At 63.3% G+C, this 22,703-nt stretch carries 23 protein-coding genes, 1 tRNA gene and 1 pseudogene; 9 read left to right on the top strand and 16 right to left on the bottom strand.

The features are described from left to right. The first annotated feature begins 45 nt into the window (after positions 1-45). Positions 46-435: a response regulator gene (locus tag BN2694_RS02830; protein WP_135662416.1), complete on the top strand. Its 390-nt coding sequence runs from the start codon at positions 46-48 to the stop codon at positions 433-435. A 61-nt stretch (positions 436-496) separates the two neighbouring features. Here the strand turns inward: BN2694_RS02830 and BN2694_RS02825 are convergent. Beyond that, positions 497-2,451 (bottom strand): annotated as a pseudogene (locus tag BN2694_RS02825) (enoyl-CoA hydratase-related protein). A 220-nt stretch (positions 2,452-2,671) separates the two neighbouring features. On the opposite strand from BN2694_RS02825, the gene cysE reads away from it, so the two are divergent. Next, entirely contained in the window at positions 2,672-3,226 is a 555-nt protein-coding gene (cysE, locus tag BN2694_RS02820; RefSeq protein ID WP_135662414.1) for a serine O-acetyltransferase, read from the top strand. A 37-nt stretch (positions 3,227-3,263) separates the two neighbouring features. Next, on the top strand, positions 3,264-3,836 hold the full coding sequence (locus BN2694_RS02815) for a DNA-3-methyladenine glycosylase family protein (protein WP_135662412.1): 573 nt from the start codon (positions 3,264-3,266) through the stop codon (positions 3,834-3,836). Between the two features lie 16 nt (positions 3,837-3,852). Here BN2694_RS02815 and dnaJ read toward each other — a convergent pair whose 3' ends face one another. From dnaJ to BN2694_RS02780, 7 genes are all read right to left on the bottom strand, one after another. After that, on the bottom strand, positions 3,853-5,016 hold the full coding sequence (dnaJ, locus tag BN2694_RS02810; protein WP_135662410.1) for a molecular chaperone DnaJ: 1,164 nt from the start codon (positions 5,014-5,016) through the stop codon (positions 3,853-3,855). 287 nt (positions 5,017-5,303) lie between these two features. Beyond that, positions 5,304-6,005 carry a competence/damage-inducible protein A gene (locus BN2694_RS02805; protein WP_135662408.1) on the bottom strand — a complete coding sequence of 234 codons (702 nt, stop codon included), beginning with the start codon at positions 6,003-6,005 and terminating at the stop codon, positions 5,304-5,306. A gap of 58 nt (positions 6,006-6,063) precedes the next feature. Further along, positions 6,064-6,822 (bottom strand): DUF5803 family protein, encoded by a 759-nt coding sequence (locus tag BN2694_RS02800; protein WP_135662405.1) that lies wholly within the window; start codon positions 6,820-6,822, stop codon positions 6,064-6,066. Next, a complete protein-coding gene (locus BN2694_RS02795; RefSeq protein ID WP_135662403.1) occupies positions 6,819-7,508 on the bottom strand; it encodes a DUF2110 family protein in 690 nt (229 codons plus the stop codon). Before BN2694_RS02795 ends, BN2694_RS02800 begins: the two co-directional genes overlap by 4 nt. Continuing rightward, on the bottom strand, positions 7,508-8,032 hold the full coding sequence (locus tag BN2694_RS02790; RefSeq protein WP_135662401.1) for a transcription factor: 525 nt from the start codon (positions 8,030-8,032) through the stop codon (positions 7,508-7,510). The genes BN2694_RS02795 and BN2694_RS02790 overlap by 1 nt, the downstream gene beginning before the upstream one ends. 55 nt (positions 8,033-8,087) lie before the next feature. After that, on the bottom strand, positions 8,088-8,639 hold the full coding sequence (locus BN2694_RS02785; RefSeq protein WP_135662399.1) for a tRNA (cytidine(56)-2'-O)-methyltransferase: 552 nt from the start codon (positions 8,637-8,639) through the stop codon (positions 8,088-8,090). A gap of 4 nt (positions 8,640-8,643) precedes the next feature. Then, a complete protein-coding gene (locus BN2694_RS02780) occupies positions 8,644-9,333 on the bottom strand; it encodes a DsbA family protein (RefSeq protein WP_135662397.1) in 690 nt (229 codons plus the stop codon). Positions 9,334-9,449: 116 nt separating this feature from the next. On the opposite strand from BN2694_RS02780, the gene BN2694_RS02775 reads away from it, so the two are divergent. The 3 genes from BN2694_RS02775 to BN2694_RS02765 are packed head-to-tail and all read left to right on the top strand — an operon-like array spanning position 9,450 to position 11,905. Then, the gene (locus tag BN2694_RS02775; protein WP_135662394.1) at positions 9,450-10,205 is read left to right on the top strand and encodes a DUF2797 domain-containing protein; all 756 of its coding nucleotides are present in this window, start codon (positions 9,450-9,452) and stop codon (positions 10,203-10,205) included. Between the two features lie 46 nt (positions 10,206-10,251). Beyond that, entirely contained in the window at positions 10,252-10,653 is a 402-nt protein-coding gene (locus tag BN2694_RS02770; RefSeq protein WP_135662392.1) for a hypothetical protein, read from the top strand. Between the two features lie 55 nt (positions 10,654-10,708). Continuing rightward, entirely contained in the window at positions 10,709-11,905 is a 1,197-nt protein-coding gene (locus tag BN2694_RS02765; protein WP_135662390.1) for a LolA family protein, read from the top strand. Positions 11,906-11,939: 34 nt separating this feature from the next. On the opposite strand, the gene BN2694_RS02760 is transcribed toward BN2694_RS02765, so the two are convergent. The 7 genes from BN2694_RS02760 to BN2694_RS02730 form a co-directional block, all read right to left on the bottom strand. Beyond that, positions 11,940-12,290, bottom strand: coding sequence for a helix-turn-helix transcriptional regulator (locus BN2694_RS02760; RefSeq protein ID WP_135662388.1), 351 nt, complete (start codon positions 12,288-12,290; stop codon positions 11,940-11,942). A 25-nt stretch (positions 12,291-12,315) separates the two neighbouring features. After that, entirely contained in the window at positions 12,316-13,056 is a 741-nt protein-coding gene (locus BN2694_RS02755; RefSeq protein WP_135662386.1) for an NRDE family protein, read from the bottom strand. A gap of 195 nt (positions 13,057-13,251) precedes the next feature. Then, entirely contained in the window at positions 13,252-14,748 is a 1,497-nt protein-coding gene (locus tag BN2694_RS02750) for a class I adenylate-forming enzyme family protein (RefSeq protein WP_135662384.1), read from the bottom strand. A gap of 67 nt (positions 14,749-14,815) precedes the next feature. After that, positions 14,816-15,820 carry an o-succinylbenzoate synthase gene (gene menC / locus BN2694_RS02745; RefSeq protein WP_135662382.1) on the bottom strand — a complete coding sequence of 335 codons (1,005 nt, stop codon included), beginning with the start codon at positions 15,818-15,820 and terminating at the stop codon, positions 14,816-14,818. Next, positions 15,820-16,776, bottom strand: a complete 957-nt coding sequence (locus BN2694_RS02740; protein WP_135662380.1) for a 1,4-dihydroxy-2-naphthoate polyprenyltransferase — start codon at positions 16,774-16,776, stop codon at positions 15,820-15,822. The genes menC and BN2694_RS02740 overlap by 1 nt, the downstream gene beginning before the upstream one ends. Positions 16,777-16,824: 48 nt before the next feature. Beyond that, the gene (locus tag BN2694_RS02735; RefSeq protein ID WP_135662378.1) at positions 16,825-17,571 is read right to left on the bottom strand and encodes a hypothetical protein; all 747 of its coding nucleotides are present in this window, start codon (positions 17,569-17,571) and stop codon (positions 16,825-16,827) included. 447 nt (positions 17,572-18,018) lie between these two features. After that, positions 18,019-18,909: a 1,4-dihydroxy-2-naphthoyl-CoA synthase gene (locus tag BN2694_RS02730; protein WP_135662376.1), complete on the bottom strand. Its 891-nt coding sequence runs from the start codon at positions 18,907-18,909 to the stop codon at positions 18,019-18,021. A gap of 120 nt (positions 18,910-19,029) precedes the next feature. Between BN2694_RS02730 and BN2694_RS02725 the strand changes: the two genes are divergently transcribed. Next, positions 19,030-19,335, top strand: coding sequence for a PRC-barrel domain-containing protein (locus BN2694_RS02725; RefSeq protein ID WP_135662374.1), 306 nt, complete (start codon positions 19,030-19,032; stop codon positions 19,333-19,335). Here BN2694_RS02725 and BN2694_RS02720 read toward each other — a convergent pair. Further along, positions 19,332-20,792: a DHH family phosphoesterase gene (locus BN2694_RS02720; RefSeq protein WP_135662372.1), complete on the bottom strand. Its 1,461-nt coding sequence runs from the start codon at positions 20,790-20,792 to the stop codon at positions 19,332-19,334. The two genes, BN2694_RS02725 and BN2694_RS02720, sit on opposite strands and share 4 nt — an antisense overlap. 121 nt (positions 20,793-20,913) lie before the next feature. Here BN2694_RS02720 and BN2694_RS02715 point away from each other — a divergent pair. Next, positions 20,914-20,987, top strand: a tRNA-Lys gene (locus tag BN2694_RS02715). Positions 20,988-22,114: 1,127 nt separating this feature from the next. After that, positions 22,115-22,687, top strand: a complete 573-nt coding sequence (locus BN2694_RS02710; RefSeq protein ID WP_135662370.1) for a DUF7344 domain-containing protein — start codon at positions 22,115-22,117, stop codon at positions 22,685-22,687. The last annotated feature ends 16 nt before the right edge of the window (positions 22,688-22,703 follow it).

The raw sequence follows: 22,703 nt of genomic DNA, 5'->3' as shown, positions 1-22,703 counted from the left end.
ATCTCAAGATACAAAAGCCAGGACCTCGTAGGTTCGAGAGCATCAATGTCTGAGTCGATCACCGTCCTGCTCGTCGACGAGGATCGCGACATCCTCGACATCAGTGCGACCTTCCTGGAGCGAGAGGTCGAGCGGCTCGACGTCGAGACGATGACGCGGACGGCTGCAGCACTGGAGGCAATCGAAGCCGATCCGGCGGCTGTTGATTGCGTGGTCAGCGACTATACGATGCCCGAGATGACCGGCGTCGAGTTCCTCGAGGCGGTCCGCGACCGTGATCCGGACCTCGCCTTTTTCTTTTTTACCGGTCGCGACCGGTCAGCCATCGACGCCGAGTTGGACGCGGAATCGATCGACGGCTACGTCCGGAAGGGAACCGGGACCGACCGCTATGCAGATCTCGCCACCGACATCGTCGAGACAGTCGAAAACTGACCTCATCTGTGGGCTCTCTTCCTCCGCCAGCGACAAAACCGACCGGAGCCGAATCAGTCCCTCACTCGCCGGTAAACTCCGGAACCCGGTCCTCCTGGAAGGCGTCGATCCCTTCCAGCAGATCGTTGGTGTCCCGCAGGAGTCCGAACGCCTGAGCCTCGATCTCAAGGCCGGCCTGGACGTTATCCTGTCCGTTGTGCATCGCCCGCTTGGTGAGTTCTTGGGCGATCGGTGGACCGGCCGCGAGGTCGGCCGCGAGTTCGTCGATGCGCTCGTCGAAATCGCCCTCCGGAAGCACCTCGTTGAGGAAGCCGTAGTCGGCCATCGTTTCTGCGTCGAAGTGATCGGCCGTGAAGATGATCTCCTTGGCGCGGCCTTCGCCGACGATGCGCTGGAGGCGCTGGGTCCCGCCCCAGCCGGGCATCAGTCCGAGATTGTGCTCTGTCTGCCCGAAGACGGCGTCCTCGGTCGCGACCCGGAGATCGGCGTGGGTGGCCAGCTCCATCCCACCGCCGAGGCAGAATCCGTCGATCGCGGCCACGACCGGCTTCGAACATTCCTTGACAGCGGCGAACGTCTCCTGGCCATTGCGGGAAAGCTCCGCTACGTCGACCGCTGTCCCCTCGGTGATCGCCGAGAGGTCTGCGCCGGCGGAGAACGCTCGGTCACCCGAGCCAGCGAGGACGACAGCCCGCACGTCGTCGTCCGCCTCGAGCGCCTCGATCGCGTCGGCCAACTCCGTCAGCAGCGTCGGGCTGATGGCGTTCATCCGTTCGGGACGGTCGATCGTGATCCGTCCGACTGCGTCTTCGACATCGACCACCAGCGTCTCGAAGTCGGCCCTGTCGCCGCTCATGTGTCGAACCCCCCGGCGTCGGCTGCCGTCCGCAGGTACTCCGCCGTGACGTACCGCTCGGCTCCAGTCTCTTCGTGGGCTTCGTCGAGCGTCTCGACGAGCGTGTCCAGGCCGGCGGTTTCCGAAAGTGCGACCGGACCATCGGGGAAGCCCGCACCGAGTCCCATCGCCTGATCGATCGCGTCGGTCGTCGCCACGTCGTTATCGAGAAGCTGGGCCGTCTCGTTGGCCATCACGGCCAGCAGTCGGTGCTCGACGTTCTCGCTTGTCTCGGTGTCCTCGTACTCGGCCCCGCCGTCGTCGTAGTCGTAGAACCCGTCGTCGGTCTTGCGACCGAGTCGTTCCTCCTCGACAGCCGCCTCGAGCAACGGTGCCGGATCGTACGCGTCTCCCAGCACCGCCTGGAGGTATTCGAGGATGTGCAGCGTCACGTCGTTGCCGATCTGGTCGCTCAACTCGAAGGCACCCATCGGCAAGCCGAGGTTCTCGGTCGCGGTCGCGTCGACCACCTCGATGCTCGCCACGTCGTCCTCGACGAGCCAGGCGGCCTCGTTGAGCATCGGGATGAGGATCCGGTTGACGATGAATCCCGGACTGTCCTTCTGGACGCGGACCGACGTTTTCCCGAGGTCTTCCGCGACCGCCTCGATCGTCTCGAGGGTCTCGTCGTCAGTGTGTGCCCCGCGAATGACCTCGACGAGGTCCATCCGGACCGGCGGATTGAAAAAGTGCATCCCGCAGAACTGGCCCGGCCGATCGGTCAACTCCGAGAGGTCAGTGATCGACAGACTCGACGTGTTCGTCGCGTAGATCGCCTCCTCCGGCGCGTATTCGTCGACCTCAGTGTAGACGTCCTCTTTGATCGCCATATCTTCCGGCACGGCCTCGATCACGACGTCCGCATCAGAGACGGCGTCCTCGACCGGGACGACCGGCTCGATCCGGCCACGGGCCGCATCAGCCTCGGCCTCCGTGATGTATTCTCGATCGGCCATCTTCTCTAAGCTCCAGTCGATCTGGTCGTACCCCTCCTCGACGAGTTCCTCGTTGATGTCGCGCAACGTGACATCATATCCTGCGAGTGCGGCGACTTCCGTGATCCCGTGGCCCATTGTCCCCGCACCCAGTACCGCGAGCGAGTCGATTTCGTCTACGTGCATGCGTTCGTACACGGGGTCGACTGGCAGACAGTTTAAACTTCCCCTAGAATAATCGACCGTGGTAATTCACCGTCGAGTGCGCCGGTCGTGCGGATGTCGGATCGGATGGGTTTAAGTGCAACACTCCACTAGGATCGGCACCTGTCCACGGCCGGCCGGATCTCGCGATCGGCGACGCTCGGGAGGCCGTCTCGGCCGGGACGCGTCCCCTTCGAGACATATGCTCAAGCAAATCTGCGAGGACGTACGCACGGCCAAGGCAAAGGATCCCGCCGCGCAGGGAACTGCGGAAGTCCTCCTCACCTACCCTGGGCTCCACGCCATCTGGTGTTACCGCATTGCCCACGCACTGTGGGGGAACGGCTTCAAACTCACTGCCCGTCTCCTGTCACATCTCGCCCGGTTGTTGACCGGCATCGAAATCCACCCCGCGGCGGAGATCGGCGACCGGTTGTTCATCGACCACGGGATCGGCGTCGTGATCGGCGAGACAGCCGTGATTGGCGACGATGTGCTCATGTATCACGGCGTCACACTCGGCGGGAACTCGATGCGCCGCGAGAAGCGCCATCCGACGGTCGAAGACGGCGCCACGCTCGGCGTCGGCGCGTCGCTGATCGGAAACATTACCGTCGGCCGGAAGGCCACTGTCGGCGCCGGTGCGACAGTCATCGAGGACGTCCCCGCCGAAACGACCGTCGCCGGCGTCCCCGCGGAACCGATCGATGACGGCGCGGCGACCATCGAGGCCCCCGTGTCCGGCGAGGACGACTGATCGCAATCTTTTTCGTCGCAGCATTTGCCGATTTCCCATGGCATATCCCTACGATTACCTCCGTGAGGATCCAGCGTTAGCTCCCCTCGTGGACGAACACGGCGAACTCACCCTCGAACCGGCCGAGGATCTCTTCGAACGTCTGGTCGTCTCGATCGTCCGTCAACAGCTCTCGATGGCCTCGGCTGATGCCATCGAAGAGCGACTCTTCGAGCGGTTCGACGTGACGCCGACGGCGTTACGCGACGTTGCGGTCGAAGAATTACGCGAGGTGGGACTGTCCAAACGGAAAGGGCAGACGGTTCGAAACGTCGCGACCGCCTTCGTCGAGCGTGATTATTCGCGCGAGGCCTTCGCCGACTGGTCCGACGAAGCGGTGATGGACGAGCTGACTGAAATTACCGGGATCGGCCCGTGGACCTCGAAAATGTTCCTACTGTTCGCGCTGGGCCGCGAAGACGTCTTTCCAGTCGAGGATCTCGGGATCAGAAAAGGGATGCAAACGATATTCGACGGCGATCTCGAGCGAAGCGAGATGGTCGATCGGGCCGAACGCTGGCGGCCCTATCGGTCGTTCGCGTCGCTGTATCTCTGGCGGGTCGTCGAGTGATCTGGGCAGGATCCCTCTACAGCGAACGCTTGATCTTCTCGAAGAAGCTCTGATCGACGTTTATCTCCTCGCCGCTGGCCTCGGCGAATTGCTCTAGGGCCTCCCGTTGTTCGTCGTTGAGCGACTCGGGCGTGTAGACCTGCACGGTGACGTAGAGGTCCCCGTGCCCGCGTCGACGCAGGCGGGCCATCCCCTTACCCTGCAATCGGAACGTCTCGCCGCTCTGGGTCCCCGACGGAACGTCCACCTCGACGGGACCATCGAAGGTCGGGACCTCAATGGTATCGCCGAAGGCGGCCTGCGGGAACGTGATCGGTGCGGTGTAGTGCAGGTCGTCACCGTCACGCTCGAAGTCGTCGTGATCGTCGATCTCGATCTCGATCAGCAGGTCGCCGTTCGGCCCGCCGTTCTCACCCGGCGCACCCTCCCGCTCCATCCGGAGGGTCTGCCCGCTCTCGATCCCGGCAGGCACCTCGACGGACAGCGTCGCCTCGTTGCGGACCTGCCCCTCCCCTCGGCAGGTCGAACACGTGTCATCGTAGAGCGTGCCTTCGCCTTCACACCGCGAACAGGTCGTCGTCTGCTGGACGCGGCCCATCGGCGTCCGCTGGACCCGTGTCACCTGCCCACGGCCCTCACATTCCGGACACGTCCGTGAATCGGCCTCGGGCGGGTGTCCCTCGCCACCGCAGTCCGGACAGGTCTCCGGCCGCGTCACGCTGAACTGTTTCTCGACACCTTCGTAGGCTTCCTCAAGGTCGATTGTCAGCCTTGTCTTGAGATCCTGGCCCTGTCGCGGGCGATCCCCTCGACGGCCCCCACCGCCGCCGAAGAACTGATCGAAGATGTCGCCCATGTCGCCGAACGGACCGCCACCCCCGAAGGGATCACCGCCGGCACGGCCACCGGCACCTGCCCGTCCGCCGCCGCGGTCGTCGAACCCTCCGCGTTTTTCAGCCTGCTCGAAGCGCTCGTGGCCCAGTCGATCGTAGGCCTGGCGCTTCTCGTCGTCGGTGAGGACCTCCTTTGCCTTCTTGACCTGCTTGAACTTCTCCTCTGCGTCGGGGTCGTCACTGACGTCGGGGTGATACTCGCGGGCCTTCTCGCGGTAGGATTCTTGGATCTCCTCCTCGCTGGCGTCCCGTGAGACGCCCAGAACCTCGTAGAAGTCCTCGCTCATTCGTTATCGCGGGGTACGCGATTGAGACACTTCAAAAGCCCGGGTCGATGACGCCGGTGACCCGACCGTCGCTCTCTCGTGGACTGCTCGACTGACTGTCGCGGAACGATCTTTTATATCGGATCGGGCGCAACGGGGCTGTATGTTCGTCCCACTGGCATCCGGCGTCGACGCGACGCTGATCAACGCGGCCGGGGGTACCATCGCTATTGGAAGTATCGTCCTCGCGCTGGCGTGGTGGCGTCACCTCGTCCGGTGACCGTGTTCGGCGGCTGGAGGACAGTTCCTCAGCGACTCCCCTCAGCAGGGCTGTCGACCCTAGATTGGAGCCACTCGGCGGCCCCGGATACTTCCCCGGCGTCACTACCAGAGAGTTTCAGCCGGACGTTCTCGCCCGGGTAACTCCCGATCGTCACCTCAAAGCGGTCGCCGGCCGCCTCGATCCGATCGAGGAGCGCACTCTCGGGTTCGGCCGCCAGCACTGTCTCGACGTGGATCGTCTCCCCCGAGAACTCATCGCTGACCTCCCCAAACATGGCCTTCATCTCTTCTGGGACGCCCGGCAGGACGTAGACGTTCGCGAGGACACAACCCGGCGCGACGCCCTCGCTGTTGGGTATCATCCGCGCACCGTCGGGGATGTGGGCCGTTCCGTCGGTCAGGTCCTCGCGGGCGTATCCGTGATGGGTCTCGATCCACTCTATGGCCTCCTGGCTCTCGGTCACGCCAACGTCGAAGGCATCGGCGACAGCCCGCATCGTAATGTCGTCGTGGGTAGGACCGATCCCGCCGGTCGTGATCACTGCGTCGTACCGTTGTCGGTAGTCATCGACGACCTCGACGATGTCCTCAATCCGGTCCGGGACGACCACGATCCGCTCGACGCGAACACTTCGATCGGCCAGCTGCTCGGCCAGCCAGGCACCGTTGGTATTGACCGTTTCCCCGGCCAGCAATTCGTCGCCGATCGTGACCAGCCCGACGCGCATGTCACGCGGTCGGGACCCGAGGGACAAAGGAGTGACGACCTAATCGACGAGGCCGGCGCTATCCCATTCCCGGCGGCGGCCCGCGATCGCGAGGATCGTCGTCCTCGCTATCGACGTCGAGGCCGAGTTCCTTTCGCTGGTCTTCGAGTGCCGAAATCTGCCGGCGGTAGTACGCGAGACCGATCACGCCGACTGTCAGGACGATCGCGGCCAGACCGCCGAACAGCCACACGTCACGACTCCGATAGAACGACACGAGGATCGATTCCCGATCGACTGACCCCCATCTGATCGCCACGCGGTCTCCGACGGCCCGGGTCGTGTAGTTCCCCGGAACGGCACGTGAGACGAACGGGATGGCGATGTCCCGACCGGGCGGCAGGTAGACCTCGTGTGACCCGTTGACGACGACGGGCGTCCGGAAGTCCGGCCCGGAACGAGAGGCGGTGAACGCCAGGGTTCCGTTCGGTGCCGGCGGCTCGAGCGTCACTTTCGATCGGCCCGCATCAACCGTGAAGGCCGAATCGTTGACCACGGTCCCGTTTTGGTGACGGAACTGCAGGCCCGAAATCGGCAACGCCTGGTTCGATCCCAAGGCGTCTTCGAGATACAGCTCCACCGACGACTGGTTGTGCAGGTCGAGCACAGCAGTGTAGTTGTTCGTGTGAATGTGATAGGTCGCCGAGGCGTTTGTCTCCCAGTCGTAGGTCGCATTTTCCTGGAGATCGGCGTCACTGACGGGCGAGAGACAGCCAGCAATCGCGAGCAGCACGAGCAATCCGACTGCCGCGAGCGCGAGACGTGTCCGCCCGGTCATGGCACGACAGCGAGCAGTTCTGCTGGCAGATACGAGCCGATACTGGCGAGCAGTCCCGGTGGGTCGGTCCCCTCTGTACAGACGATGCTCTGTTCGAGGAGTCCGAGGCGCTCGACGGTGACGATGTCCTCGGCGTGGCCCGCCCGGTTGATCGTGGCTCGGACTTCCGCACGCGTGGCGCTGTTGACGTTGACTCGACCACTTTCCCGCGTCCAGTCGTACAGCCGGTCGCGCTGGTCGTCGGCGAGCCGACCGACTGACAGCGTCTCACCCGCGCCGCCGGATTCGTAAACGAACGTGAGCGGGACGTGTTGGACGAGTCCGAAACGCGTCCGGATCTGTTCAGGCGATCCCTGCCCGAGGCCGATCCCTTCAGATGGAATCCGGACTGGTTCGCCCGCGTCGAGGACGAATCCGTCGTCGTCCCAGGATTCGAGCGTCCCGACGTAGCGTTCGCCCGCCTCGAAGTGGGGCGTGATCGTTCCCCACTGTTCGGTGAGGAGGTTCCGGGCCACGGCTGCGTCTTCACCCGAGAGCGTCACCGAGGGGAAGCCGTCCTCACGGATGCCGATGTCGTACTCGACCGCGAGGTCGGCGAGGTCGTTGTCCAGTAGCGATCGGAGCGAGTCCAGTGTCCGATCGCGGGCGTCACCGCCGACGTAACACTTGGTTGCGAGGACGACCATCAGGCGTTGATATCGATGTTGAGTTCGTCCGCGAGCGTGTCGATGCGTTCGTCCATCGCATCGACCAGCGCCGTATTCTCCATCGATTCCAGGGCAGACCCACAGTCGGGACACTCGAACCCGAAGTCCATCGCCTCCTCGAACTCGAAGCGGATCCCGCAGGTCTCACAGAGGTAAAACTGGTGTTGGAGTTCGTACTCCCGGCGTTCGATCAGCCCCTCGTGAAGTTCGTACATCTCCGATTCGAGTTGCTCGGGGATGTTGTCGTACTCGAAGGTCCAGAGGTACGTCAGCCACCCCGAGTCCTCGTCCCGAAGACGCCGGTAACTCGCCAGATCGTTCTCATAGAGGATAAACAGCGCTCGGCGCACATCGTTGAGTTCGAGGCCGAGTTCCTCGGCGAGTTCTTCGTCGGTTACCTCTCCCTCGGGCGGCGCTGCGGCGACAGGCATGCCCTTCGGCCCCACGAGTTCGTGGAGGTACTTCTGTATGACTGGGTCCTCCAGGTATTCCTCAAAAGCCATTATGTTCCCATGGGGCCGTGAGTCGTTTAAATTCACCGAACCGACGGCAACCGGCTTAGCTTTCAGGGGTGTCCCCTGCCTCGACCACGCGCTTGCCGGTCTCCTTCGGGACGACCCGCTGGTCGGCGTCCTTCCACTCTCGGTCGAGTTCGGTCCCGTCGAAGAGACGATCGAGGAAGACCGCAAGCGCGGCGATCTCGGAGTGGGGCTGGTTCGTCACGCCAACGTTCCAGTCAGCGTGCTCGTATACCTCGAAGGGGACCTTCTCGGCGCCGACGACGACCAAAAGCGGGTCTTGGCGGCGGGCCGCCTGTAGGTCGTCTTCGATGTCCTGGATCGGTTCGCCGTACATCGTCAAGTGGGCGATCCGACCGTCCCACGAGCGAATCCGCCCCAGTGGTTGGTCCGTCACTTCGACATCGAAGGGGCCGCCGAACCGGTCGGTAATGTCCGCGACCGTCTCGCGGCGCCCCTCGGCTACGTCTTCGAGGACGAGTCGATCGGCTCCCAGCGCCCTGGCCGTCAGTCCGACGTGAGTCGTCGTGCGCTCGTCCCGGCCCGGTCGGTGGCCGAGCCTGAGCACGACAACCGGGGGTTGTTCTTGCATCGGCCTAGCTGTTCGAGAGGGTATCATCCAGCGTACTCCGGACGGCAGACTCATCGAGGGCGCTGACGACCTGTCCGTCGATGACGAGGGTGGGCGTCGACGTGACACCCATCTGGGATACCGCTGTCGCCGTTTCGCGCACCGCGTCGTTGTAGGTCCCGTCTTCGATGGCCGTCCGGACGGCGTCGACATCGCTGACACCGACGTCCTCAGCGAACCCGACGAGGCGGTCGGTCGTCGCCCACGTCTCGCCCGGATCACCCTGGTTCTCCATGACGTGCTCGTGATATGCCCAGTAGGCTTCCGGGTCGGTATGCCAGACTGCTAGACCGGCTTCGGCCGCTCGCGGGGCGTCCTCTCCCATCCAGGGTCCGTTGTTCGTGTAGGCAAGTGCACGGAGCTGGATGGCAAGGTCGCCGGGTTGGACGTACTCCTCGACGAGCGTTCCCAGGAATCCCGACGAGAAGTCCGCACAGTGTGGACATTTCCAGTTTGCGACATATGTCGCGGTCAGGGGAGCGTCCCCGCTGCCCATCGTCTCGTACTCGTAGGTTGCCGGGTCTCCCGGGATCGGCGCATTGGCGACAGCACCATCGGGCAGTTTGACGGTCGTGCTCTCGCCGCCCTCAAGACAGCCGGCGAGCAGTGCTGTACCCGCCACGAGCGCCCCACGGCGCGTCATCTTCCGAGTCATTGACGAGCGATTGTAGCTTGCCCCTCTTATGTCGTTCGTCGTCGCCGTCGGCAAAACCAGCAGCCACTCCCTGGCGTCCCGGCAGTTCTATACGCTCCACTCCGCTAGGCCCGGCCGTGCAGATCGTCGGGTACCGCAGCGCCGTCGAGGGACCGGCGGAACTGGTCATCGCCGAGGACGGCACCGTTCGTCGGGAGTCACTGGAGCCGGGACGAGACGTCGCCTATACACTGGAGGAGCGACACTGTGCCGGCACGGTCTCGGACGGTCGCCACGTCGCCTGTGACCGCACGACTGCCCCCTATTGTCCCCAGCACACCGACCGCTGGCCCTGTGCCCGGTGTCGGGGGGACTGTGACCTCCCGCTGGAGAGTTGTCGGGAGGAGCACGCCATCTATCTGGCAGCCTTCGCGCCCGATCACTTCAAGGTCGGCGTCACCCGGTCGTGGCGACTGGAGACGCGCCTCCGCGAGCAAGGTGCCGACAGGGCCGCCCACATCCGGACGGTCGAGAACGGCCGCATCGCCCGGCAGATCGAGACCGACATCGCCGAGTCGGTGGGCGACAGCGTTCGGGTCGATCACAAGCTGGCAGGTATCCATCAGTCGGTCGACGAGACGGTCTGGGAACGGCTGCTGGCCGACTTCGAGGAATTGGAGCGATTCACGTTCGATCACGGGATCGAACTCTCCGAGCGGCCGGTGGCTGAGACCCTACTGTCGGGGTCGGTCCGTGGGAGCAAAGGTCGACTTCTCGTCCTCGATCACAACGGATCGACCTACGGCGTCGATCTCCGTAACCTGGTGGGCCACGAAATCGCCCCAGGGACGACCGGACGGACCCTCCAGGCGAGTCTTGGGTCGTTCGGATGAAGCCAGGACGGCAATCCTTTTCCGGCGGCACGCCGAATCCCGGCGTATGACGGACGAAGACCCCAACGAGGCGAACGACGCCGAAGGAGCGGACGGAGACGACGAGCAGTCATTCCGGGAGCGCGTCGAGGAGATCCGACAGGAGCGCTCCGAGGAGGGCGAGGACATGGATATGGAGGACCGCCGCGAGCGTATGGAAGAAGCGATGGGCGGCGGCCCCGGTGGACCCGGTATGGGTGGTGGCAATCCCTTCGCCCAGATGATGAGCGGCATGATGGGCGGCGGCCCCGGTGGACCCGGTGGTCGCGGTCCTGGGCAGATGGGACCGGAAGAGGGCGACAGCGACGGCGGCAACGAGGAACTTACCCGTGAGATGCGGAAGCTACGGGACGAGGTCCACGACGTCCGGCGCGAACTCGAGCGGATCGCCGACGCGCTCGAAGAATAGATAGTCAAACAACCGAAACGTCTTTCACGACGTCAGCGTTTTCCCGAGATAACCGATGGCGTCCGATCCGTTCCGATCACGCTGGGCCTGGATTCTCGCCATCGTCACCTTGTTGGTCGCCAGTACTGCTGCCGTTGGCGTCTGGGAGACCGTCGATGCGCCTGAGGCCTCGCCGACGTTCGAAACGGATATCGCCGATATACAAGCCTCGATGGGTGTGATGACTGGCCTTAGGGAGACGACCATCGAACGGGACGAGGAGACTGTCAGGACCGTCGAGCAAGTCTGGCGTCGTCCGGGGAAAGGGAAATATCGGATCGAGGATGTTGGCGGGACGGCCAGTGACTCCGTGTTGAAAGTCTCAGACGGGCGGACGCTGTGGCTGTACGACAGTGCGGACGGACGGGTGGTCCAGATCAACCTGAACGGCTCCGCCACGGCGGATAGCCCGAGCCGGATCGAGCGGCTGCTCACGACCCTCAATCGTCGCTCCGCAGACGAACCGGCCCGTAGTAGCGAGATCAGTCCCCTGCCCGTCGTCCCTTCAGAAGGCGGACAGGCCGCATCGACAGCGGGTGTCGCGGGATCGTTGACCGTGAGTTACGAGGGGACAGCAACCGTGGCCAATCGCTCGACCTACGTGTTCGAACTCAGCTCGAACGCGAACACGACTGCGTTTGTCTCGGGGTTCTCCCAAACACTCTGGCTGGATCAGGAGTGGTACGTTCCACTCAAGCGAGTCACCGACTACCGGCGTGGCGACCGGAACGTCTCGATCACCGTCGGCTACGAGACCGTATCGTTCGACTCCGAGATCGATCACGGGCAGTTCCGGTTCGATCCGCCCGCTGGCGTTGCCCTAACGACAACCGAGCGACCGAGACAGCTGCACTTCGCCGACCGAGCCGGCCTGCAGGCGGCGAGCTCGTTCTCGCTGCCGGACCCGTCGCTGGCCGATTCGTTCAGGCTAGTCGATGCGACCTGGACTGTCGGGCACCGTGTCCGGAGTCTCGGTCTTCAATATGCCAATGCGACCGCACGAGTGACGATTTCGAAAAGCAATCTGACGTGGTACGAACCGACGACCGAGGGCCAGCCAGTGAATCTCGGCGATCAGGAGGCGGCGCTCCGGAATCTGGGGACGGAGCTACGGATCTCATGGGTCTGTGATGGAGCCCGGTATTCGGTCGCCGGGACGGGTGTTTCGGCCGAACAGTTGATCGAGATCGCCCGATCAGTCGCCTGTGAGTGAGACGACGAGAGAACGGGCGTCCCGCCTCACCACGTCACTCCTCGTAAGCGAGGTTCATGAGCCACTGGGTGAACTGGTCGCTCCGGGGATCGACTTCCTCGTCGCCGACGAACGGTGAGAGCATGTCACCGGCCATCAAAAGAGAGAACTCGAGTTCCTTGGCCGTTGGCGTCAGGTAGTACGTGTTGTGCCCGTCGTAGACAGTTTCCTCGCGGTCGATCAGTTCCTGTTCGGCCAGTGAGTCGACGATCCGGCTCCCCTTGCGGGAACTGACGTCCAACTCCTTCCAGAAGTCACTCTGGTGGATCCCGCCGGTCTCCCTGATGAGTTCCAGTCCCCGCCGTTCGTCTTCCGAGAGGTCCGTCTCGGCGTCGGCGCTGCTCATGTACACGTGTGAGGCAGGTCGCCGCTTAAACCTGACCTTCGAGGCGCTCGTACTCGGTCTCACAGGGCGGCCCGTCCGCATACCAGTACTCGCGATCGTCCTCACTCAGCGCCAGCAACGACGACGAACGCGTCCCGAACCCGTCCCCGTGGATGCAAACGCCGTACTCGTGATCGGCGATGAACTCACCCGCGCGATCGAGCCACGCGTCCCCGGACTCACCGGGTTCCGGCTGGAGCGCAGTCCGAAGTGTGTCGGCGTTTTCGGCCTGTTGGCGACCTGCTTCGGCCCGGAACGCTGGGATCCGATAGCGGCCGTCAGCCCCGACGTTGACGACGACGTGCACGCTGGGGTCGACGTTCCGGACGGTCAGCGACCCGTCCCATTCGAGATAGATCGCGGCGTTCTCGTCGGCGACGACGAGATTGAACCCGTCGTAACTGTCGGCCTCGACCGCACGTTCGACCAGTCGCGCGGCGTCCTCGGCCGTTTCAGAGCCGAGTGCGCCCCGGACGAGCAATCCACGCGAGCGATCGGCTGCGGGCGGTTCATCGAGCCAGCGATTCGTGATCGCGGCACAGACGCCGTACTCGTTGTACCCGATCCAGGTGCCGCCGGCCGAGCTGTCGCGTGGGGCGAGGATGGCCGGATCGGTATCCCAGACACTCGGCGCTTCGGACGGCCGATCGGTCACCTCGTCGCGGTTGGCGGCCACGGCGACCGGCATCTCGTCGAAAACCCGCCAGGCGAAGACGAGCGTACACACGCCCCGAGATAGGGGACTGATCGGATTAAACCCGGCGACCAGAACGCACGGGGTTCTGTCGTCCACCCGGCGGTCGTCCGTCGTCCGCGGCTGTCGGACTGCGTTCCCACCCTGCTGCGGACGAACCGGAGGCACCACGACCGGCCCTAACTCGGAGAGATTCACTGCGCGATGCAATCACCGCCTCCGTACGGGTCAGTCCTGCTGGATTTTCTCGACGACGGCTGTCCGGTCGATCGTTCCCGAGACCGTCCGTGGGATCGCGTCAGCGATGGCGATCGATTTCGGTACCTCGTAGGGTGCCAGTTTGCCCCGACAGGTCTCCTCGATATCATCGGGCGTCGGGGCATCGTCTTCGTCCGGGACGACGAGTGCGGCGACGCGCTCGCCCCACTCATCGTCGGGGATGCCGACAACGGCTGCCTCAACGATATCTGCCCTCGATTCGATCACCGCGACGATCTCCTCGGGGTCGACGTTTTCGCCGCCGGTGACGATCAGGTCGTCGAGCCGTCCGACGACGTACAGCCGGCCGTCTTCGTCACGGTAGCCGAGGTCGCCCGTATGCAGACCGCGCTCGTCGAAGACGGTCGCCGTCTCCTCGTCGTCGAGATAGCCGGGCGTGACCGTCGGGCCTTCGATGATGATTTCGCCCGTCTCTCCCGGGGCGACTGACTCGCCATCGTCGATGATGGCAACCTGCGTGAACATGAGTGGCTGGCCCACCGTGCCGGGATTATCGAACGCCTGGTCGGGCGTCGCGGTGGCGACCTGCGAGGCCGTCTCGGTCATGCCGTAGGTAGGATACACCGGAACGCCCTCTCGCTCACAGCGGTCGATGAGCCTTTGCGACGCCGAAGCGCCTCCCAGGAGAACGAACCGCAGCGCCGCCGGGGGCTGCCAGCCCGCTTCGAGCAGCCGCGAGAGCATCGTCGGCACGAAGGAGACGCCCGTCACGTCGTACTCCCGCATGGCTGTGGCGGTCGCTTCGGGGTCGAACTCGGACTGCAAGACCAGCCCCGTTCCGTACAGTGTCGATCGGACGATCGGGGCGAACCCGCCCATGTGGGCCATCGGGATCGAGACCAGCCAGCGGTCTGCGGGGTTGACGCCGAGCCGGAACGCCGAGGCGATCGCGCTGGCGAAGAGGTTCGACAACGTGAGTCGAACTCCCTCTGGGTTGCTGGTCGTCCCCGAGGTGAACATGATCACGTGGGTGTCCGAGGAGTAGCGTGCCCGTGGGTTGGTTCCCTCACAGTCACCTGGGACGACGTCCACGCCCGGAACCGTCGACCCGTCGACGGACAGCAGGGATGGTCCCTCGATCGACGAGATCGATTCGACCGTCCGTTCGGTACAGACGATCGCATCTAGGTCGGCCTGTTTTGCCAACGACTCGAGTCGATCGGTGGGCTCCCGGCTGTCGAGCGGGACCACGGTGGCCCCCAGTCGCCAGGCGGCGTGGGTCGTCCGGACGAAGTCGATGCCCGTCCGCATGGCGATCCCGAGGCGGTCAGGCTGTGTGTCACAGGCCGTCAGGAGGCAGTCGGCCAGCTGATCGGCCTCGTCGAACAGTTCCTCGTAGGTCCAGGAGGCCCCTGTCGCCGCCTCGATCACTGCCGTCCGATCCGGCGTCGAACTCGCCCTGGCAGTCAGCGGATCGACCTGGGGCCAGGTATCGAGAGTACGCATTGCTCTCCCGTCCGTCCGGCCCATACTTGAGTGGCTCCCCGATTCTCATCGCCTTGTAGGCCTGACTTTACCCGAACCGGACACCGACTCCCGGTTCGTCTGGCAAGTGCATACGGCCATCCCGAACGCGTGCCGGATCGGACGCGAGGTCCGCGGACAGGCGGTCGGCGGTCGCCAGCCCGCAGGCCCGGTCGATCCCGAGGCTGGCTGCGAGGTGGAGCGCCGCCGTCCGAGCGACAACGCCATCGACTGTCGTCGTGACCATCGGATAGACGCCTCGTTTCCGTGCCCGGACAGCGATCTCCCGGCTCCGACGGATCCCCCCAAGTGCCATCGGTTTCAAAACGAGTGTGTCCGCCGCGCCAGCCTTCAGGATCGCGTCTACTCCTCGTTCGCGGATCGATTCGTCGAGAGCGATTCCCACACCTCGGCCACGCAAAGCAGCGTGTCCTGCAAGGTCCGCCGCCGCGAGGGGTTGTTCGACGTACGAGACTGGCAGGTCGGCCAGTCTGTCGATTGCCCTCTGTGCCTCCGGGCGCGACCAGGCACCGTTCGCGTCGACGCGGAGTGTGACGTCGGCGGCGACACGTCTCACCGCGCGGAGCCGTTCGAGGTCCGCTTCGAGCGAGCGGGCACCGACTTTGACTTTTAGCGTCTCGAACCCGTCCTTGAGGGCTTTCCGGGCGGCTTCGACCGCCGCGTCGACGCCGCCGTCGCCGATCGTCGCGTTCACCGGAACCGACTCGGCAGGATCCGTTGTGAGCCAGCGGGCGAGCGGGACCCCCTCCTCGCGGGCCGCCAGATCTGCGGTGGCCAGCTCGACGGCGTGGCACGCCGCCGGTGTCTCTGCGGGGTCGGGGCAAGCGGAGTCGACGCCATCTGCCACCACGTCTCGGAGAGCCGATTCACAGTCCTCGGTGGATTCGGTCCAGCCAGCCAGCGGCGTGGCCTCGCCGACACCCCGCACCGCTCCGCGTTCGAGTGTCACCAGAAACCCCTCGCGGGAGTCGATCTCGCCCGCTGCTGTCGAGAGGGGCTCCGAGAGTGATAGTGAGAACGGTTCGATCTCCATCAGATCACCGTCGGGACCGCGAGGCCGACCGCAAACAGCAGGGCGTGGATCGCCATGAGTTTGCCCGTCCGTTCCAGCGCCGGGTTCAGCGCCTCACCACTCCGTTCGGTCGCGACCGTGCGTGTCACCGAGATCGCCAGCGGAAGCGACAGCAATGGGAGCAGGACGAACGGACCGAAGTCCGCCAGGAGCCACAACCCAACAGGGACGACGTACGCCACGCCGACCATCGCCGCGTACTCGACGCGACTCCACCGATACCCCAGGATGACAGCCAGCGTGCGCTTACCGGCCTCCAGGTCGCTTTCTATGTCCCGGATATTGTTGACGACGAGGATTGCCGTCGAGAGGCCGGCTGCCGCGACGCTTGTCAGCACGGCATCTGTCGGGACCGTGCCGGGTGGAATCAGGGCGGGAAAGAGTCCAACGTCGAGCATCGCGACGGCCTGGACGTAGTAAGTTCCTGTCACCGCCACGACGCCGAAATAGACGAACACGAACAGGTCGCCCAGTCCGTAGTACCCGTAGGGGTACGGACCGCCGGTGTACAGCAACCCGGCGAGGATGCTCGAGAGGCCGACCACCAGGATCGGGACGCCCCCGACGGCCACGAGGTACAGCCCCACAACGAGTGCGAGCGTGTAGGTCCCCGCCATGGCAGCCTTGACCTGGTGAGGAGGGATCAATCCGCCCGCAGTCACGCGCGTGAACCCTTCTCGATCCGGCTCGTCGGTGCCCTTTATCGCGTCGAAGTAATCGTTGGCGAAGTTCGTCCCGATCTGGATCAAAAGTGCGCCGACCAGCGCCGCGATCGCCGGGAGCGGGGTGAACACGCCGTCGTGGATCGCAAGGCCAACGCCGACGATCACTGGGGCCGACCCCGCAGGGAGCGTCTGCGGGCGAGCGGCCATCAGCCACGCCTTCGTCTTCGAAACGTCTGCCGCTGCCGTACTCATCATGCGGTATTCCGGCCCGGACCGGCCTTAATGTTTGGAGTCGGGCCGTTAGATGACTACCAGCACGATCGCGAGCGCGAGTGTCACCACACCGATGAGTAGGCCCGCGATCGATGTCTTCGCCATCCGGACGAGCGTACCGGTCGGCGAGCGATCCGAGACCACTATCGGATCGACGCCGTCGATCGTGACACGGCCGACGACAGTGGTCTCGTCACCTTCACTGGTCCGCTGTTCGAGATACCGACGCGTCCCGAGCGACAGCAGCCGGGCGAACCCGGCGAGGAATCCGGGCGGATCGAGCCAGATTGTCCGGCCAGGGGCCGTAGACACCGATCGCTGGAAGTCCGCGACGCGTTCGGGTGGCTCTTCGTCCGCTCGGACCGTCGCGACATCTTCACTGTCGAGCGTAACCGTCCGGACCGCTTCGGCGACGGCGACTGAACTTGTGGCCGTGCGCAACGTGAACGGGCGGGCCACCGTCCGCTCGTGGATCGTCACAAACCAGGGCAAGAGATAGAGACTCAGTCGGCGCTCCTCGATACTGTACCGGAGGGCCGCACAGTCCACGCCCGAGAACGGCGCCGTGATCGGGTTCTCGATGGCGCGGATCGTCCCGGCGACGCGAACGAGCCGTCCCTGATCGAGTTCATCGATCGAATCGACGTCCTTCGCACGGAGAACAGCGGTGGCTCGCCAGACGTATCTGACGGAGACGAGCAAAACGACCAATCCAACCACACCGAGCGCCAGGCCGAACAGTTGCGTGCCGGTGAGTCCGAATAGGAGGGCCATGGGTGGTTGGTGCGTTCGGCTTGTTCAAATATGTTCATGTGGACGCAACGGCACGATGAGTTACTTTTCATCTTTGCCGTGATGATCGCGGCATTGGGGGCGGGCGGTGCTACATTTTTTCGCCGGACGAGGAAACGCTGACCAGGGAGACTCCAGCCGCTGGAGCCTGAAGAGCCAGTCGCCGGGGATATCGAGCAGAGCAACGCCAAGACGACAAACAGACGTATGCTGGCGGAGACGGACGACCGGGGACGATCTCGGTCCCGAATGCTACCCAGGTGGGTGAATTACAGCGTGGTGTACGCGCGAGCGGAGCGAGCGCGTTTCGCTCGGCGCGAACGCTGCGAACGGCGTAGCCGTGAGCGAGGTGAGCGCCGAGATGTTTTTGGTCCAGATTTTTACTGCAGGGGGTCACCAGTGGCGACCCCCTGCAGTAAAAAGGTGGTTTCAGTAGTGCCAGGGATAGTCGTCGAAGTCCGGATCGCGGCCCTCGTTGAACGCGTCCCGTCCTTCGTGGGCTTCGTCAGTCATGTACGCGAGGCGCGTAGCTTCCCCCGAGAAGACCTGCTGACCCACCATGCCGTCCTCCGGGAGATTGAATGCATACTTCAGCATCCGCATCGCGGTCGGAGACTTGCCGTTGATCCGCTCGGCCCACTCCAGGGCAGTCTCTTCCAATTCCTCGTGCGGGACAGCCTCGTTGACCATGCCCATTTCGGCAGCTTCCTCGGCGTCGTAGGTCTTCCCGAGGAAGAAGATCTCGCGGGCCTTCTTCTGGCCGACCTGCCGGGCAAGGTACGCCGAGCCGAAGCCCCCGTCGAAACTGCCGACATCGGGATCAGTCTGGAGGAACTTTGCATGTTCCTCGCTGGCTAGCGTCATGTCACAGATCACGTGCAGGGAGTGGCCGCCGCCGACCGCCCAGCCGGGAACGACTGCGACGACGGGTTTAGGCATGTGGCGGATCTGACGCTGTACTTCGAGAATGTGGAGTCGCGGCCCTTCTCCACGAGCCTCCTTGTTCTCGTCTTCGTATTCGTAGCCGGCATCACCGCGAATCGATTGATCGCCCCCGGCGGAGAAGGCCCAGCCGCCGTCCTTCGACGACGGGCCGTTACCCGTCAGCAGAACACACCCGACGTCAGTCTGACGCTTGGCGTGATCTAGTGCGGCAGCGAGTTCGTCGACCGTCTCGGGTCTGAACGCGTTGCGTACGTCTGGGCGATCAAATGCGATGCGGACGGCCCCTACGTCGCGGGCGCGGTGGTAGGTAATGTCGGTGAAGTCGAACGACTCGATCGGATCCCAGCGACTCGGGTCGAACAGTTCCGAAACCATACCCATTGTCACACCGGCCCGGAAAAAAACGTCCCGACCGGGTCGTCCTTGACGGTGCACCGAGGCCCGGCGTCTGACGATCTGCCAAGAATTAAGGCACCCCCTCCCCAGGATCAGAGTATGCCAATCGACCGAGATGCGAGCCCTCAGGAGATCACGTCGCTGGTCGGCCGGGAAGTGTACTCGAACAACGGCGTCTACGTCGGCGAGGTTGAAGACCTGCGGCTGAACCTCGATGCCGAGGCGGTCTCCGGCCTCGCGCTCCATCAGTTAAACACCGAACTCTTCGACGCGGAGACGGCCAATTCACGGGGTGCGATCGTCCCCTATCGGTGGGTACAGGCCGTCGGGGATGTCATCATTGTCAACGACATCGTCGAACGGGTCCGCAACGGAGAACCGGAGACCGACGACGTCGTGGCCTAAGACCCGTTGGAGCTATCGGAACCTTCGACACCCATCGCTTCGAAGAGCTTCGAGCGGACGGCTTCTTCAGTGAGTTCCAACAGTGTGTCGCGGTTGTCGTCGCTGGTCTCGATCCCAGTGAAGATCCCGAGCGGGATCTCGACGCTTGCGTCCGTCGAGTGGCCGGCCGTCTCGCCGATCTCGCCGAAGGCCTCTTCTAAGACGTTTCCAATGTTCATCCGGATGTCCTTCGAACGTGCTGCGAGATAGATCGTGTCGTCAGCGATCGCGAAGACGGCCGTGGTGGTGATCCCCTCCAGGTTGAGCAACTGTTGGGCAGCCTGCGCGAGGGCATCCCGATCTCTGATAAAGCCCGCGTTCGAGACGAGGTGACTCCCCCTGACCTGCCGGTTGCGGATCGCTTCGGCGAGGACGTCGAGCGTCTCGGGACTCATGCTGGGCGACTCGACCTGTTCGAGGGTGTCGTGATCGGCAAAGGGATAGAGATAGGCGGCGGCGGTGAGATCAGCCGGTGTCGTTTCGCGTTTGAAGTCCAGTGTCTCGGCGCGAATACCATAGAGGAGGGCGGTCGCGACCTCCTGTTCGAGGGTGAGATCGAGTTCCTGGATGTATTTCGTGAGGATGGTCGACGTCGCCGAAACGTTCGGCCTGACGTCAGTGAATTCCGCCTCGGAACCGGTTTCGACTTCGTAGTGGTCGATGACGATGTCGATCGGGCCGTCGAAGTCTTCGGTCGATGGAGTCCCGCTCTTGGCGTAGTCGACCAGTGCGTACGTGTCGTACTCCCCCAGATCCACAGCAGATCGTGAGGTGAGTTCAAGCCCGAGCAGGTTGACGAACGCCCGGTTCTCGTGGTGGCCGATGTCGCCCTCGTAGACGATGTCCGCCTCGACGTCACGACTCTCGGCGATCGCCCTGAGTGCCGCGGCACTGGCGATAGAATCCGGATCTGGGCCGCGGTGGATTAGGATCGCCATCCGCGCTTCGGTATCGTCGATGACTGCGGCGAGTTGGTTAGCCTTGTGTTCGAGTTCGCCCGTCTCCAGGGCGCGCAACGCCGAGTCGGCGATCACCGCCGAGGGGTTGATCACGACGTTGGCCCCCAGCTCGGACAGTTCGTCAGCTGAGACGGGGTCCGAGGCGCGAGCGACGATGAACTGGTCCTCGTCGCGTGCCCGTAGGTGTTCGACGGCGGCAGCGTTGGCGTCTTCGTCCGGCGAGAGGATCAACACGACGTCTCGGTCGTCCAGTTCGGCGGGTACGGACTCTTCGCTGATGTCTGCGGTCCGCGCGTTGAGGTCCTGATCACGCAACGCTTCGACGCGTCCCTCGTCTTTGTCGAGGATGAGGACGTCTTTGCCTTCCGCCTCGAGTTCCTCGGCGACGGCGTGGCCCACGCTCCCACAGCCCAGGATGGCGTAGGTCGACATCGAGGCCATCGTGACGTCGGTACTCATTACGTCGGCATCGTTTGTCCCCGAGGCCTTAAACCGTCGCGGTTGTCCCCAGGAACTGAAGTCCTCCGATCGAATGGAAAGGAAACGTATTTGAATCGCCCGACGAAACTGTCGAATGCCTGGGCCGGTAGCTCAGTCCGGCAGAGCGTCTGACTCTTAATCAGACGGTCAGGGGTTCAAATCCCTTCCGGCCCGTAGCATTTTGCTGCGAGCAATCCGCGAGCGCCTGCTGTACGAACAGACAGCGTGATTGAAATATCGGCAAGCGAACGACTGGCTGGAGTGAGCCATCCGAAGATCACAATCTGTGGGCTTTCTCACTCCCCGGGTCGAATCCATGCTGTCGATCCACTCTTCGACCATCTCGATTATCGGACTATCCAAAGCATGCAAGCAGTGGTTCGGACCGACGGCCACTGCTGGAGGGGAGTGCTGTCAGGTCCCACACGCGCGACAGCCACATCGAAGAAATCAGTCGGCACTCCGCCAGTTTTGTCCGGTTATCCCAGCGGCTCGAATCGGCCGACTCACGGTTTCACAGACGGGAAATAGGGTACCACAACTGGTCATACGAGAGAACTCGCTGGAGTCGCCTCGTACCACACTCGTCACATTCGAACATGCCGAGGGTCGCGTGGCTGTTCTCGCCTGGGGTTCTGGTCGAGTGTCGCTCCTCATTGATCGTTTGCTTGCTCCCACCCATATTCGGTGTTTCACACTACAAGATCACTGTAATGCCCACCATACTACCCGATAAATCGCTGATTTCGTCCGAACGATGCTGGCATCGCTGAGCGGTTTTGGGTTCAAGAACGACAGCCGGATTTTCGGTCACTCAACCGGGCTGGAGTCGCGGTTTTATTCTTCACAACGCGCGTTCACACTGAGGAGGACCCAGAAAGAGTCAACTCACAATGTCGTCCTGGCACGGGTAAGTATCTGACATCAGCTGAACCGGAATATCCAATGTCGGGCGATGCCTGACCGGCTTACCCACCCCGCTGGGTAAACAGGTCGCGACCGGGCCGGTGACCCGACTTTCCACCTCGCTGGGTCGGTCTTTCTGTCCGCCATGTCCGAATTGGTGATACAGTATCCGGCCCTGTAAAATGGAAGAGCAGTATAAAAGTAAGATGGGACAACTTCGAGAGCCAAATCACGCCTGTATCGGCATTCACTCAGTCTCTCAAAACAAAAAATATTTGTAAAATGCCGTGCATTAACATACCAGGCTGAGGTTGTTCAGTATGGGATGAAAATCTCATCGAACGGTAATGTGGTCGCCTCAACCCGATATTGTCAATGGGGGGAATCCACTACAGATGATCGAGCGTATTAAAAACGCATTCGAGGGATCGCGTGGGGGGCCGAAGAGATCAGACGGAGGCGCTGCCATCGCACCGACAAGTCAGAACGGCACCCGGAACCAGCAGTATCGGCTCGATACCGACAAACAGGAAACCGCAAGGACAGCCGTCGACTTTACTGAACCGGCCGATCCACCCGTCGAGCTAGATCGGGTGTTCGAGATTCTGAAGAACCAGCGACGTCGATACGTGCTCCGGTATCTGTCCGACATCGACGGACAGGTTCGGTTGGGAGAACTTGCCGAACAGATCGCCGCCTGGGAATACGAGAAAGACGTCAGGCAGATATCTTCCCAGGAGCGCAAACGCGTCTACGTTGGGCTCTACCAGAGTCACCTCCCCAAGATGGACGACGCTGGCGTCATTTCGTACAACAAATCGCGTGGAACGATCGAAATCGGCGAGAATATCGCGTTCTTCGAGCAGTACCTTCCTGTCGACGATCAGTCAACCAAGCAGTCTTCCCGGGGACGGTCGTGGCTGGCCTGGCTCAAGCAGGTCCTGCCGATCGATCGAGAAAACCACTAACAATCAATACGCCTTG

Source organism: Halorhabdus rudnickae, from assembly GCF_900880625.1.
Lineage (GTDB): Archaea > Halobacteriota > Halobacteria > Halobacteriales > Haloarculaceae > Halorhabdus > Halorhabdus rudnickae.
This window is presented reverse-complemented; position numbering and strand designations above follow the sequence as displayed.

Bases quoted from the DNA above. Each gene is read 5' to 3' on its own strand.
- menC (WP_135662382.1), bottom strand. From the start codon at position 15,820: ATGGAGATCGAACCGTTCTCACTATCACTCTCGGAGCCCCTCTCGACA.
- BN2694_RS02710 (WP_135662370.1), top strand. From the start codon at position 22,115: ATGATCGAGCGTATTAAAAACGCATTCGAGGGATCGCGTGGGGGGCCG.
- BN2694_RS02765 (WP_135662390.1), top strand. From the start codon at position 10,709: ATGGCGTCCGATCCGTTCCGATCACGCTGGGCCTGGATTCTCGCCATC.
- BN2694_RS02725 (WP_135662374.1), top strand. From the start codon at position 19,030: ATGCCAATCGACCGAGATGCGAGCCCTCAGGAGATCACGTCGCTGGTC.
- BN2694_RS02730 (WP_135662376.1), bottom strand. From the start codon at position 18,909: ATGGTTTCGGAACTGTTCGACCCGAGTCGCTGGGATCCGATCGAGTCG.
- BN2694_RS02830 (WP_135662416.1), top strand. From the start codon at position 46: ATGTCTGAGTCGATCACCGTCCTGCTCGTCGACGAGGATCGCGACATC.
- BN2694_RS02770 (WP_135662392.1), top strand. From the start codon at position 10,252: ATGACGGACGAAGACCCCAACGAGGCGAACGACGCCGAAGGAGCGGAC.
- BN2694_RS02750 (WP_135662384.1), bottom strand. From the start codon at position 14,748: ATGCGTACTCTCGATACCTGGCCCCAGGTCGATCCGCTGACTGCCAGG.
- BN2694_RS02800 (WP_135662405.1), bottom strand. From the start codon at position 6,822: ATGACCGGGCGGACACGTCTCGCGCTCGCGGCAGTCGGATTGCTCGTG.
- BN2694_RS02815 (WP_135662412.1), top strand. From the start codon at position 3,264: ATGGCATATCCCTACGATTACCTCCGTGAGGATCCAGCGTTAGCTCCC.
- dnaJ (WP_135662410.1), bottom strand. From the start codon at position 5,016: ATGAGCGAGGACTTCTACGAGGTTCTGGGCGTCTCACGGGACGCCAGC.
- BN2694_RS02740 (WP_135662380.1), bottom strand. From the start codon at position 16,776: ATGAGTACGGCAGCGGCAGACGTTTCGAAGACGAAGGCGTGGCTGATG.
- BN2694_RS02720 (WP_135662372.1), bottom strand. From the start codon at position 20,792: ATGAGTACCGACGTCACGATGGCCTCGATGTCGACCTACGCCATCCTG.
- BN2694_RS02795 (WP_135662403.1), bottom strand. From the start codon at position 7,508: ATGGTCGTCCTCGCAACCAAGTGTTACGTCGGCGGTGACGCCCGCGAT.
- BN2694_RS02785 (WP_135662399.1), bottom strand. From the start codon at position 8,639: ATGCAAGAACAACCCCCGGTTGTCGTGCTCAGGCTCGGCCACCGACCG.
- cysE (WP_135662414.1), top strand. From the start codon at position 2,672: ATGCTCAAGCAAATCTGCGAGGACGTACGCACGGCCAAGGCAAAGGAT.
- BN2694_RS02760 (WP_135662388.1), bottom strand. From the start codon at position 12,290: ATGAGCAGCGCCGACGCCGAGACGGACCTCTCGGAAGACGAACGGCGG.
- BN2694_RS02735 (WP_135662378.1), bottom strand. From the start codon at position 17,571: ATGGCCCTCCTATTCGGACTCACCGGCACGCAACTGTTCGGCCTGGCG.
- BN2694_RS02780 (WP_135662397.1), bottom strand. From the start codon at position 9,333: ATGACTCGGAAGATGACGCGCCGTGGGGCGCTCGTGGCGGGTACAGCA.
- BN2694_RS02805 (WP_135662408.1), bottom strand. From the start codon at position 6,005: ATGCGCGTCGGGCTGGTCACGATCGGCGACGAATTGCTGGCCGGGGAA.
- BN2694_RS02790 (WP_135662401.1), bottom strand. From the start codon at position 8,032: ATGGCTTTTGAGGAATACCTGGAGGACCCAGTCATACAGAAGTACCTC.